This is a genomic window from Bradyrhizobium sp. Pha-3 (assembly GCF_042258325.1).
In the GTDB taxonomy this organism is placed as follows: Bacteria; Pseudomonadota; Alphaproteobacteria; order Rhizobiales; family Xanthobacteraceae; genus Bradyrhizobium; species Bradyrhizobium elkanii.
The window spans coordinates 1,585,663-1,597,026 of sequence record NZ_CP170151.1; the positions used below are offsets into that span (position 1 = coordinate 1,585,663).

Genomic DNA, 11,364 nt, shown 5'->3' on the forward strand with positions numbered 1-11,364 from the left:
CCCCTAGATGCCCAAAATCTTCCGCGCGTTGGCCTTCAGGACCTTCGGTCGGATCTCGTCGCGGATGTCGAGCTTGGCGAAATCGGCGAGCCAGCGGTCCGGCGTGATCACGGGCCAGTCCGAGCCGAACAGCATCTTGTCCTGCAGGATCGAGTTGATGTAGCGCACCAGGATCGGCGGGAAGTATTTCGGCGACCAGCCGGAGAGGTCGATATAGACGTTCGGCTTGTGGGTCGCGACCGACAGCGCCTCTTCCTGCCAGGGGAAGGAGGGATGCGCGAGGATGATCTTGAGGTCGGGAAAATCGGCCGCGACGTCGTCCATGTACATCGGGTTGGAATATTTCAGCCGCATCCCCATGCCGCCCGGCATGCCGGAGCCGACGCCGGTCTGGCCGGTGTGGAACAGCGCGATCGCGCCGCCGTCATTGATGGCTTCATAGAGCGGGTAGGCCATGCGGTCGTTGGCGTAGAAGCCCTGCATGGTCGGGTGGAATTTGAAGCCGCGGACGCCGTATTCCTCGATCAGCTTGCGTGCCTCGCGGACGCCGAGCTTGCCCTTGTGCGGATCGATCGAGACGAACGGGATCAGCACGTCGAGATGGTCGGAGGCGACCTCGAGCATTTCGTAATTGTTGTAGCGGCGGAAGCCGGTCTCGCGCTCGGCGTCGACCGGGAAGATCACCGCGGCGATGTTCTTGGCGCGGTAGTAGGCGGCGGTCTCCGGCACGGTCGGCGGATGCTTGTGCGGCGACTTGAAGTAGTCGGCCATCTGCGCCTGGAAGTCGTCATAGCCGTCGTCGCCATGCATGCCGCATGGCTCCTCGGCATGGGTGTGGATGTCGATCGCGGTGACCTTTTCGATGTCGGGCAGTTTGAGCTTGGGCATTCGGCTTCCCCGGCGGCGTGTTCATTGGTGATGGAAAATAATTATATGATATAACGATTTTCGCAAGCGCCGAGGAGTTGAAGGCTTATGGTTGCGCGCCGAGCTCAATCCGGCGCAAAGTCCGGTTCTGTCACGGTCGGGGGCGGCGCGCGGAGGACGGAAACGCGATTCGGCGGCCGTGACGCCACCGTCAAAGGGACATGGCGGGTCGCCTCGATGGCCCGGATAATTGTGGCCGTCGCCGTTTCCGGAGCGATCTCAAGGACGTGGCTCGGTGCCTCGCGCGGGTTCCAAGCCAGGATGGGCCCGAAAATCGGCCCGTCTCGGTTGACATTTAACGGTCCGATGGCTTAGAACCCGGCCGTCCCGGGCGGCAGGCCGCTTATCGGGATAAATCCCATTTTGCCAAATATTGGCATTGATCAGGTACGGCCTCCAACACGGGCCTTTCGAAGCAACAGGATTGTCCCATGAAGGTCCGTAACTCGCTCAAGTCGCTGCGCGGCCGCCATCGCAACAACCGTCTGGTTCGCCGCAAGGGCCGCGTCTACGTGATCAACAAGGTCCAGCGCCGCTTCAAGGCGCGCCAGGGTTGATCCGACCAATCTGATCGACAAGGCTGATCCTGCCCGGGTCGCCGGCCGATTTCGATCCTTCCTTCACAGGTCTTTGACGCCGCGCTGCTTTGCAGTGCGGCGTTGTGCGTCTAGACTTCCGCCATGGGATTAAAGCTCGGATCCAAGTTCCTGGGGCCCGCCAACCGCCGGCTGGCGATCCTCATCGCCGCGCTTCTGGCCATGCCTGTTGCAGCCGTTGCGCAGGACGATCCGCGGGTGGTCCCGCCGCCCAAGGCCCAGAAAAAACTACCTGAAGCTCCGACCAAGCTGCCGAAGGTGCCGGCCGACCGCACCCGCGGACTGGATTTCCTGTTCGGCGCCCTGAAGGCCGCCCCCGACGAGGACAGCGCCCGCCATGTCGAGGCGCGGATCTGGGCGCTGTGGCTGCAAACTCCGAGCGATACCGCGGCGCTGTTGATGGTGCGCGCCAAGGCGGCGATCGATGCCCAGAATGTCGATGTCGCGCTGAAGCTGCTGGACGCGGTGATCAAGCTCCGCCCCGACTATGTCGAGGCCTGGAACCGGCGTGCGACGATCTACTATTTGAAGAACGACTACGTTCGTTCGCTGGGAGACCTGCAGCAGGTGCTGACCCGTGAACCCCGCCATTTCGGCGCGCTGGCGGGCGTCGGCATGATCATGCAGGACATGGGCGACGACAAGCGTGCGCTCGACGCCTTCCGCAAGGCGCTGGCTGTCGATCCCTACCTCGAGAAGGTGCCGCAGATCGTCAAGCAGCTGACCGAAAAGGTCGAAGGCCGCGACATCTGATTGCGTGCGATTGATCGCGATCGTGGGGCGATGGCCGCGAATGGGCACGTTGCTCACGAGCCTGATGCTTGCTCGCGATACGGTCCGGCGCAGGAGGCTAGTGCAAGAACTTGCCGCGGGACGCGGTGTCCTGGGCTACGGCAGCATAGAATTGCTGAAGCTCCGCCTCCAGATGCTCATTCACCAGCAACAGTGCCTTCAGGGCGCCGCGCAGGTCGCCATTGCAGCTCGCCACGATCTGATCGATGGCCGCATCGCTAGGGTCGGAAATCATGGTACTCCTCCGATTACTTCCCGTTGAACTCGTCATGCGGACGCCGGTTCCTGTGGATACTGTGTACAAGCCAGGAAGCGTTCCAGTAGCGTCCCGGTGTCGATGAAGCCTCGCGTCTGATGGCGAAAATGCCACCGCCAATCTATGAAATTACTAATGACGCAGGTATGAACCCGCTATCCACAGGCTGGGCGCATTGTGGACAACTCCGCGCCGGGGCGCGAGCCGGAAAATCGACAATTGGCTTTTCGAACAAGAGCATGTCCGGGCAGGGGGAACATCCGCGCGAAACCTGATTTCGGCTTCGTCGTAATTGTCAGGTGCCCAATCAGGTGCCTACGACCTTTCGGATCCTCTCGATGTTGACCGTAATCATTGCGCTGGCGGTAGCCGGGCTGGCGCTGGCCTTGGCGACACAGCTCGGCGCCCTGCTGATCCAGCGCGCCTTTCCGCCTCGGGGCCGAATGATCGATGTGGCCGGGGCGTGGCTGCATGTGGTCGAACTCGGTCCGCGCGACGCGGTTGGGCCGCCGGTCGTGATGCTGCATGGCGCAAGCTCCAATCTGCGCGCGATGCAGCCGCTCGGCGATCGCATTGCCAAAGCGCGCCGGGTCATCCTGATCGATCGGCCGGGTCACGGCTGGAGCCCGCGCGAGCGCGTCGCGGATTCGACGCCCGCGATCCAGGGCCGGATGATTGTGGAGGCGTTGACCAGGCTCGGCGTCGAGCGGGCGATCGTGGTGGCGCATTCCTGGGCCGGCGCGCTTGCCTTGCGCATTGCGCTGGATCATCCGGATCGCGTCGCCGGCCTCGTGCTGCTCGCCCCTGTGGCCTATCCGTGGCGCGGCGGCGCCGGACGCTACAATGACGTGATTGCGACGCCGCTGATCGGGCCGTTGCTCGCGCACACGATCACGCTGCCGCTCGGTCTCCTCATTGCCAGTTCGGCTGCGCGCAGCGTGTTCGCGCCGCAGCCGATACCGGCTGACTTCGTCCGCGACAGCGAGGCATTGTTGCTGCTGCGTCCGCGCGAGTTCATCGCCAATGCGCGCGACCTCGTCACGCTGAAGGCCGCCGTCGTCGAACAGGCCCCGCGCTATGCCGAGATCAGGGCGCCGCTGTCAATCATTTCGGGCGACATCGACAAGACGGTCTCGACCGGCATCCATTCGCGGCCGCTCGCCGCATCGGCGCCGAACGCGAAGCTGATTGTGCTGCCGGGCACAGGCCACATGGTGCAGTACGTCGTGCCTGACCTCGTGGCGTCCGAGATCGAGACAATGGCCGACCTGATGATGCGGGACGTGGTGACGGCGCAATAGCTGCCGCGCCTTTGCGCCGCGCGAATGTGATCCGGCAAGGCTTGCGCCGCCCCGCGGCGCCGAACATCATGCGGCTCACCGGTTTCGGATTGCAGCAAAGGACACGTCTCATGCGGATCGACAACATTGCCGACCTCATCGCTGAAACCCTTGCCCAGGCCGGCGTCGAGCGCATCTACGGTGTCGTCGGCGACAGCCTCAACGGCCTGACCGAGGCGTTGCGCAAGCGCGGCACGATCGATTGGCTGCATGTGCGTCACGAGGAGGTGGCCGCGTTCGCCGCCGCCGCCGAATCCCAGATCACGGGCGCGCTCGCGGTGTGCGCGGGTTCCTGCGGCCCGGGCAATCTCCATCTCATCAACGGCCTGTTCGACGCGCATCGCAGCCGCACGCCGGTGCTGGCGATCGCGGCGCAGATTCCCTCCGCTGAAATCGGCGGCGGCTATTTCCAGGAGACCCATCCGCAGGACCTGTTTCGCGAATGCAGCCATTATTGCGAGCTGGTGTCGGATCCGGCGCAACTGCCCTACATGCTGGAGAACGCGATCCGCGCCGCGGTCGGCAAGCGCGGCGTCGCCGTATTGGTGCTGCCCGGCGACGTCGCGATGCGGACGGCGCCGAAGCGCGACATCGCGCCGAATGCCGGCCTGCTGCCGCCGGCGCCGGTGGTGCGTCCGGCCGAACCTGAGTTGAATGCGCTGGCGGCGCTGCTCAATGGCGCGCGGCGCGTCACGCTGTTCTGCGGCCGCGGCTGCGCCGGCGCGCATGACGGCTTGATCAAGCTTGCCAAGACGCTGAAGAGCCCGATCGTGCACGCGCTCGGCGGCAAGGAATATGTCGAATACGACAACCCCTACGACGTCGGCATGACCGGCTTCATCGGCTTCTCCTCCGGCTATGCCGCCATGCACGGCTGCGACGTGCTGCTGATGCTGGGCACCGACTTTCCCTACAAGCAGTTCTTCCCGACCGGCATCAAGATCGCGCAGGTCGACATCCGCCCGGAAAATCTCGGCCGCCGCTGCAAGCTCGACCTCGGCATCGTCGGCGACGTCGGCGAGACCATCGCCGCGCTGCTGCCGAAGCTCACGGCAAAGACCGACCGCAAGTTTCTCGACGCCAGCCTCGCGCATTACAAGGATGCCCGCGCCGGCCTCGACGACCTCGCCCGCGGCAAGCCGGGCCAAAAGCCGATCCATCCGCAATATCTGGCGCGCCTGCTCAGCGAGCAGGCCACCGAGGACGCGGTGTTCACCGCCGACGTCGGCACGCCGACGATCTGGGCCGCGCGTTATCTGAAAATGAATGGCCGCCGCCGTCTGGTCGGCTCCTGGGTGCATGGCTCAATGGCCAATGCGATGGCGCATGCGATCGGCGCACAGGCGGCGCAGCCCGGCCGGCAGGTGGTGTCGATGTCCGGCGACGGCGGCTTTGCCATGCTGATGGGCGATTTGATCACGCTGACCCAGGCCAAGCTGCCGGTGAAGGTCGTGATCTTCAACAACAGCGTGCTCGGCTTCGTCGCGCTGGAGATGAAGGCCGCCGGCTTCATCGAGACCGGGGTCGATCTGAAGAATCCGGATTTCGCGGCGATGGCCCGCGCCATGGGCATTCACGGCGTCAGGGTGGAGGATCCCGGCGAGCTCGAGGGCGCGATCCGCGACGTGCTCGCGCATGACGGCCCGGCGGTGCTCGACGTCGTGACCGCGACGCAGGAACTGTCGATGCCGCCGACCATCACGCTGGAGCAGGTGAAGGGATTCAGCCTGTGGGTGCTGCGCGCGGTGATGAGTGGCCGCGGCGACGAGGTGGTCGATCTCGCCAAGACCAATCTGTTGCCGCGCTGATCGCGGCGGCCGAGCTTGATCCGGAAAAAGTGCGTAATCAGAGAGCCAGACGGGATGGCGTTTCGAAGAAAAGCCATCCCGTTCTAACGTCCGCCCCAGCATTGGCGCCGGGCGGACGGCGACCGATACCGCCGATTACTTCTGCTTGCCGTCCTTGTCGAACGACGAGACGTAAGCCCAGAGGTTGTTGGCCTCGTTCTCGTTCTTGATGCCGGCGAATGCCATCTTGGTGCCGGGGATCTTGGCCTTCGGATCCTTGATGTATTCGAGGAAGGTTTCCTTGTTCCAGGTGATGCCGGAATTCTTGTTGGCATCGGAATAATTGTAGTCCGGCGCGGAGCCGGAATGGCGGCCGTCGAGGCCGTTGAGCTCGGGGCCGACCTTGTTCTTGGCGCCTTCGCCGATTGCGTGGCAGGCGAGGCATTTATTGAACGAGGTCTTGCCGGCGGCGGCATCCTGCGCCAGCGCGGAGGATGCGGAAGCCAGCGATGTGACGACCGCCAGCGCGCTCAAGGTCTTTAGGTTCATGGGGTTCTCTTCGTTTCGTCCCGGGAGGTAGTGATCGTTTGTGGCATGTCCGGCTTGGACAGGACAAGCCACGAAACTTTGACAGGTTTCGCGGCCGCCCGCTTGTCCGAGAGAGAACTCGCCATTGCGGGGTGGGGCAATCCGACCTTCGGCCGGTCCACTGAAACAGGTGCAGACGTGATTGATTTGTCGTAACAAATCGGCGAAGGGCAAAAAGCCCAGCCGAGGGAACAACGATGTCCATCATGATGCCGGCGGCCGACCAGGCCGTCCTCGCTCGCCGCGCCGAAATCGTGGCCGCCTTGCGCGCAATCGTCCCGGGCGAGGGCGTGATCGACAGTGCCGCCGAGATGCTGGCCTATGAATCCGACGGCCTGACCGCCTATCGGCAGCCGCCGATGGTCGTGGTGCTGCCCGATACCACCGAGCAGGTGTCGAAGGTCCTCAAATATTGCCAGGGCCAGGGCATCAAGGTGGTGCCGCGCGGCTCCGGCACCTCGCTGTCCGGCGGCGCGCTGCCGCTCGCCGACGGCGTGCTGCTCGGACTAGGCAAGTTCAAGCGGATTCGCGAGATCGACTTCGACAACCGCGTCGTCGTCACCGAGCCCGGCGTCACCAACCTCGCGATCAGCCAGGCGGTCGCCCATGCCGGCTTCTACTACGCGCCCGATCCGTCGTCGCAGATCGCCTGCTCGATCGGCGGCAATGTCGCGGAGAATTCCGGCGGCGTGCACTGCCTGAAATACGGCATGACCACCAACAACGTGCTCGGCTGCGAGATCGTGCTGATGTCGGGCGAGATCCTGCGCATCGGCGGCAAGTCGGCCGAGAATGCCGGCTATGATCTGATGGGAATCATCACCGGCTCGGAGGGGCTGCTCGGCGTCATCACCGAGATCACCGTGCGCATCCTGCAGAAGCCGGAGACGGCGCGTGCGCTGATGGTCGGCTTCGCCGAGGTCGAGGCGGCCGGCGAATGCGTCGCCCGGATCATCGGCGCCGGCATCATCCCCGGCGGCATGGAGATGATGGACAAACCCGCGATCCACGCCGCGGAGGCGTTCGTCCATGCCGGTTATCCGCTGGACGTCGAGGCGCTGTTGATCATCGAGCTCGACGGCCCTCAGGTCGAGGTCGACGAGCTGATCAAGCGCGTCGAGGCGATCGCGCAGGGCTGCGGTTCGACCTCCTGCCAGATCTCGACCTCGGAGGCCGAGCGCAATCTGTTCTGGGCCGGCCGCAAGGCGGCGTTCCCCGCGGTCGGGCGCATCTCGCCGGACTATCTCTGCATGGACGGCACCATCCCGCGCGGCGCCTTGCCGAAGGCCCTGGCGCGGATCCGCGAGCTCTCCGAGAAATACGGCCTCGGTGTCGCCAACGTGTTCCACGCCGGCGACGGCAATCTGCATCCCTTGATCCTCTACGATGCCAACAAGCCGGGCGAGATCGAGAAGGCGGAGGCGTTCGGCGCCGACATCCTGCGCTGCTGCGTCGAGCTCGGTGGCGTGCTCACCGGCGAGCACGGGGTCGGCATCGAGAAACGCGACCTGATGCCGGACATGTTCACCGAGATCGACCTCAACCAGCAGCAGCGGCTGAAATGCGCCTTCGATGCCGAGGGCCTGCTCAACCCCGGCAAGGTGTTTCCGACCCTGCACCGCTGCGCCGAGCTCGGCCGCGTGCATGTCCACGCCGGCAAGCTGGCGTTCCCGGATATCCCGCGGTTCTAGTATCGTCTGAGCAGCCCCGACGCCGCGCCGCTATCGCCATAGCCGGCGCAGGCCGCTTCCGGGTCTCTGATCAACGCCGCCCGGACTCGCTTGAAGGTCTTGCCGGCCGCTTCGGACACCTCGGGGCGGAATTTGCGCGGATCGTAGTCGTTGCCGTCGTGAGCCTTGATGGCCGCGTCGAAGGCATTGATCATGGCCATCGCGGCGTCGGGGCTGCCGAGGAGTCTGGCGCCCGTTTGAACGCCGCCGGCACCATTGGCCTCATAGCCGGTGCATCGTTGTTCGAGCACCGCGGCTGCGGTAGCGAGCTGGTCGAGGAACATCGCCTCGGCGTCGGTCAGCATCGCGGCACGCGCCTGTCCTGGCGCGATCATCGCGAGCAGCGCGATGGCTATCGGTTTGATGTGCATCGTGATGGTTCTCCTGGTGGAGCCGCGATCAAATCAACGGTTGCCGAATGACGATAACAAGCCTGCTTCCAGGGCATCAGGAGCCACGTCAGCTATTGGCCCCGAGGCCAACATGCGTGAGCGTGCGCCCAGGGCCACCAACGCGCGAGGGCCGGTCGATACAATTCGACGGATCGCCCTAGCCATTCGATAACCTTAACCGATGCTTGCCGCGGTGGCCGCTGTCGCGCGTCGCTGCAATTACAGCGCGGACCCATTTACACGGCCTTAGACTGTTGCTCGGTATTTTCCGCAGATGCATGTCTTCGGGAGCACATCAATGCCCAGCCTGGCCGATCAGCTGGCGCTTTCGCGCAATCGGCCCGCGGGCTTCGATTACATGCGGATCGCGCTGGCGGCGTCGATCATTGGCCTGCACAGCACGAATGTGACGCTCGGGCTCGGCCGCGCGCTGGAAATCCAGAGCACGCTGCGCATCGGCGTCGCGATGATCCTCGCGCTGTTCTTTGCCCTGAGCGGCTTCCTGGTGACCGCGAGCCTGCTCCGGTGCAAGAGCCTGATTTCCTTCCTCGGCCTGCGCGTGCTACGGATCGGGCCGGCGCTCGCGGTCGAAACCACGCTGTCGGCCATCATCATCGGTTCGGTCTTCACCGAGCTGCCGTTGGCCCAATATGTCGCCGATCCGAAATTCCACGCCTATTTTCTCAATATCGTCGGCGACATTCATTACGAGCTGCCGGGCGTATTCCTGCACAATCCGCTGCCGGATCTGGTGAACGCCCAGCTCTGGACCGTGCCGTATGAGCTGTGGTGCTACGTCATCCTGGCGCTGCTCGCCGTGCTCACGATTTGCTTCAATCGGGTTGCGTTCCTGGGGTTCATGGTGATCGCCCAGATCGGGCTCATCGTCTACGACATCTACCGCTGGGACGAGGTGCCGATCCAGCTTCGCCCGCACCTTCTGGTGTTCTGCTTCCTTGCCGGCGTCGGCTTCTACCTCTGGCGCGACAAGGTGCCGTTCAACCGCACCGTGTGCCTGCTGGCGCTGGTGCTGTGCGCCGCCGGCATGGCGACCGGACGCGGCGACGCGCTGGCTCCCGTGCCGGCCGCCTATGTCGCGTGCTATCTCGGCCTGATGAACCCGCGGCGGAGCTGGATCGTCTCGTCAGGCGATTACTCCTACGGGCTTTATCTCTACGGCTTCGTCATCCAGCAATGCGTCGCCACCTTCGGCCCGCCGGTCCAGCACTGGTATCTGAACCTCCTGATCAGCCTGCCGCTCGCCTTCGGCGTCGCCGTCGCGTCCTGGCATCTCGTCGAGAAACGCGCGCTTCGGCTCCGAACCCAGGTCGAGAGCCTCGAGGCCGCGGTGCTGTCTCGGATCTCGATCGTCGGCTTCTGGCGCAGGCCGCCCGAGCGGGCCGGCTTGCGCACAACGCTCGGCAACAGCGGCGCATCGATCTGACCCGCGCCGGCGGGAAGGACGAGCTTCGGTTCTGATTGAATCAGAACCGAAGCTCTCGCTTCTTGTTTTGACGCGTTTTCTTCACGCGAACCGGGTCCACTTCGCTCGAAAACGCTCTACCATCCTCCCCACCGCGCTTTTCTTCACAGCAGCGCGTATTGCGACCGCTCGCGCTTGGCGAGCAGCGGCAGCGCTTGCTCCGCGATGTAGGTCTTGAAAGCCGCGCTGTCCTGATGTGCCTTGAACGCGGCTTCGTCCTGGAACAATTCGTAGAACAGGAATTGCGCCGGATTGTCCTTGCCGCGGCCGATCAGGAACAGCTTGGTGCCGGGGTCCTTCTGCGCCTCGGGCAGGAAGCCGTCGAGGATTTCCGCGACCTTGTCGGCCTGTCCCTCCTTGGCTTCCCATTGCGCCACAACCAGAAGGCCAGCGGTGTTGATTGCATCGCTGATGGTTCTCGTGCTCATCGCATAGTGCTTCATTGGCAGTCCTCCGTTGCTGTGCTCCGATCGAGCTTGCGATCCGGCGAAGGGCGAGACGCCGGCGATCGCCATGATCGCTGCGGACCAGCCGACGGCCGATCGCCGGGTGAGCATCATCGTCGTGGTCGTCACTTCCGAACGTTTCATGTTCGCCTCCAGATGATTCGCGCCAACCGTCCTGCCGGCCGAACCGCAACGCGAGAGATAGTCGATCGTTCGGCGAACCGAGTTCGGTGATGGTCGAAATGTCGATGTCGTGAACATTTCGATCATGATCGAAGCGTTGCAGCGGCATGACGTGCGACAAACAGATGACGTCGATCGATGCGGAGCCGGCCATGCAGACCATCGCACCAGAGCTTGCCGAACTCGCCGGGCTGATCGCCGATTCCGGCCGCGCCAGCATCCTGTCGCGGCTGATGGACGGACGCCCGCAGACTGCGAGCGGACTGGCGCTGGTCGCGGGCGTGACGCCCCAGACCGCGAGCTGGCACCTTTCGCGCATGGTCGAGCGGGCGCTGCTCAAGGTCGAGCGGCGTGGTCCGCGCCGCTTCTACCGGCTGGCCACGCCGCTGGTTGCGCAGATGCTCGAGGGCATGATGACGGTTGCCGCGATCGATCCGCACCCGTCCCGGCCGCCACCGCGCATCGATCCCGAGATGCGCCGGGCCCGGACCTGCTACGACCACCTTGCCGGCGAGCTCGGCGTCGCCGTCACCGATGCGATGCGGGACCGCGGCCACCTCAATCTGGACCAGGAGGCCGGGGAGCTGACTGCTTCCGGCCGTGCATTGCTCGGCGATCTCGGCATCGACCTGCGTTCGCCGGCGCGGAGCCGGCGGATCTTGTGCCGGCCGTGTCTCGACTGGAGCGAGCGGCGTCCGCATCTGGCCGGGCGGGCAGGGGCTGCGGTCGCCGACGTTGCGTTGCAACGGGACTGGATCCGGCGCCGGCCGCAGGGCCGCTCCGTCGAAATCACCGACGCCGGACTCCTCGCATTCAGAAATTTGTTCGGCGCGCGCATTTGATT

The 11,364-nt window shown here is 64.6% G+C and carries 12 protein-coding genes; 7 read left to right on the forward strand and 5 right to left on the reverse strand.

Translation table 11 applies throughout. The features are described from left to right. Nucleotides 1-3: 3 nt before the first annotated feature. Nucleotides 4-888 carry an amidohydrolase family protein gene (locus ACE10X_RS07630; protein WP_225162235.1) on the reverse strand — a complete coding sequence of 295 codons (885 nt, stop codon included), beginning with the start codon at nt 886-888 and terminating at the stop codon, nt 4-6. A gap of 470 nt (nt 889-1,358) precedes the next feature. Here ACE10X_RS07630 and ykgO point away from each other — a divergent pair, with 470 nt between their 5' ends. Beyond that, complete coding sequence (gene ykgO / locus ACE10X_RS07635; RefSeq protein ID WP_002718645.1) at nt 1,359-1,484, forward strand: type B 50S ribosomal protein L36; 126 nt, start codon at nt 1,359-1,361, stop codon at nt 1,482-1,484. Nucleotides 1,485-1,607: 123 nt separating this feature from the next. Beyond that, the gene (locus ACE10X_RS07640; RefSeq protein ID WP_051002944.1) at nt 1,608-2,276 is read left to right on the forward strand and encodes a tetratricopeptide repeat protein; all 669 of its coding nucleotides are present in this window, start codon (nt 1,608-1,610) and stop codon (nt 2,274-2,276) included. A 97-nt stretch (nt 2,277-2,373) separates the two neighbouring features. Here the strand turns inward: ACE10X_RS07640 and ACE10X_RS07645 are convergent, their stop codons facing one another. Then, the gene (locus ACE10X_RS07645) at nt 2,374-2,550 is read right to left on the reverse strand and encodes a hypothetical protein (protein WP_018269760.1); all 177 of its coding nucleotides are present in this window, start codon (nt 2,548-2,550) and stop codon (nt 2,374-2,376) included. Between the two features lie 359 nt (nt 2,551-2,909). Between ACE10X_RS07645 and ACE10X_RS07650 the strand changes: the two genes are divergently transcribed. Together ACE10X_RS07650 and poxB are read left to right on the forward strand one after the other, a co-directional pair. Continuing rightward, complete coding sequence (locus ACE10X_RS07650; RefSeq protein WP_038384230.1) at nt 2,910-3,872, forward strand: alpha/beta fold hydrolase; 963 nt, start codon at nt 2,910-2,912, stop codon at nt 3,870-3,872. 110 nt (nt 3,873-3,982) lie between these two features. Next, nucleotides 3,983-5,719: a ubiquinone-dependent pyruvate dehydrogenase gene (gene poxB, locus ACE10X_RS07655; RefSeq protein ID WP_038384228.1), complete on the forward strand. Its 1,737-nt coding sequence runs from the start codon at nt 3,983-3,985 to the stop codon at nt 5,717-5,719. A gap of 135 nt (nt 5,720-5,854) precedes the next feature. On the opposite strand, the gene cycA is transcribed toward poxB, so the two are convergent. Beyond that, nucleotides 5,855-6,247 (reverse strand): cytochrome c-550 CycA, encoded by a 393-nt coding sequence (gene cycA, locus ACE10X_RS07660; RefSeq protein ID WP_018269764.1) that lies wholly within the window; start codon nt 6,245-6,247, stop codon nt 5,855-5,857. 236 nt (nt 6,248-6,483) lie between these two features. Here cycA and ACE10X_RS07665 point away from each other — a divergent pair, with 236 nt between their 5' ends. Further along, on the forward strand, nt 6,484-7,977 hold the full coding sequence (locus ACE10X_RS07665) for an FAD-linked oxidase C-terminal domain-containing protein (RefSeq protein WP_137482614.1): 1,494 nt from the start codon (nt 6,484-6,486) through the stop codon (nt 7,975-7,977). Here ACE10X_RS07665 and ACE10X_RS07670 read toward each other — a convergent pair. Continuing rightward, nucleotides 7,974-8,387, reverse strand: a complete 414-nt coding sequence (locus ACE10X_RS07670; protein WP_038384225.1) for a hypothetical protein — start codon at nt 8,385-8,387, stop codon at nt 7,974-7,976. The genes ACE10X_RS07665 and ACE10X_RS07670 overlap by 4 nt on opposite strands. A gap of 319 nt (nt 8,388-8,706) precedes the next feature. Between ACE10X_RS07670 and ACE10X_RS07675 the strand changes: the two genes are divergently transcribed. Next, nucleotides 8,707-9,852, forward strand: a complete 1,146-nt coding sequence (locus tag ACE10X_RS07675) for an acyltransferase (RefSeq protein WP_038384224.1) — start codon at nt 8,707-8,709, stop codon at nt 9,850-9,852. Nucleotides 9,853-9,995: 143 nt separating this feature from the next. Here the strand turns inward: ACE10X_RS07675 and ACE10X_RS07680 are convergent, their stop codons facing one another. After that, entirely contained in the window at nt 9,996-10,481 is a 486-nt protein-coding gene (locus ACE10X_RS07680; RefSeq protein WP_244435765.1) for a putative quinol monooxygenase, read from the reverse strand. Nucleotides 10,482-10,645: 164 nt separating this feature from the next. Here ACE10X_RS07680 and ACE10X_RS07685 point away from each other — a divergent pair, with 164 nt between their 5' ends. Then, on the forward strand, nt 10,646-11,362 hold the full coding sequence (locus tag ACE10X_RS07685; protein WP_375764132.1) for an ArsR/SmtB family transcription factor: 717 nt from the start codon (nt 10,646-10,648) through the stop codon (nt 11,360-11,362). Nucleotides 11,363-11,364 lie beyond the last annotated feature (2 nt).

Bases quoted from the DNA above. Each gene is read 5' to 3' on its own strand.
- ACE10X_RS07630 (WP_225162235.1), bottom strand. From the start codon at position 888: ATGCCCAAGCTCAAACTGCCCGACATCGAAAAGGTCACCGCGATCGAC.
- ykgO (WP_002718645.1), top strand. From the start codon at position 1,359: ATGAAGGTCCGTAACTCGCTCAAGTCGCTGCGCGGCCGCCATCGCAAC.
- ACE10X_RS07640 (WP_051002944.1), top strand. From the start codon at position 1,608: ATGGGATTAAAGCTCGGATCCAAGTTCCTGGGGCCCGCCAACCGCCGG.
- ACE10X_RS07645 (WP_018269760.1), bottom strand. From the start codon at position 2,550: ATGATTTCCGACCCTAGCGATGCGGCCATCGATCAGATCGTGGCGAGC.
- ACE10X_RS07650 (WP_038384230.1), top strand. From the start codon at position 2,910: ATGTTGACCGTAATCATTGCGCTGGCGGTAGCCGGGCTGGCGCTGGCC.
- poxB (WP_038384228.1), top strand. From the start codon at position 3,983: ATGCGGATCGACAACATTGCCGACCTCATCGCTGAAACCCTTGCCCAG.
- cycA (WP_018269764.1), bottom strand. From the start codon at position 6,247: ATGAACCTAAAGACCTTGAGCGCGCTGGCGGTCGTCACATCGCTGGCT.
- ACE10X_RS07665 (WP_137482614.1), top strand. From the start codon at position 6,484: ATGTCCATCATGATGCCGGCGGCCGACCAGGCCGTCCTCGCTCGCCGC.
- ACE10X_RS07670 (WP_038384225.1), bottom strand. From the start codon at position 8,387: ATGCACATCAAACCGATAGCCATCGCGCTGCTCGCGATGATCGCGCCA.
- ACE10X_RS07675 (WP_038384224.1), top strand. From the start codon at position 8,707: ATGCCCAGCCTGGCCGATCAGCTGGCGCTTTCGCGCAATCGGCCCGCG.
- ACE10X_RS07680 (WP_244435765.1), bottom strand. From the start codon at position 10,481: ATGAAACGTTCGGAAGTGACGACCACGACGATGATGCTCACCCGGCGA.
- ACE10X_RS07685 (WP_375764132.1), top strand. From the start codon at position 10,646: ATGACGTCGATCGATGCGGAGCCGGCCATGCAGACCATCGCACCAGAG.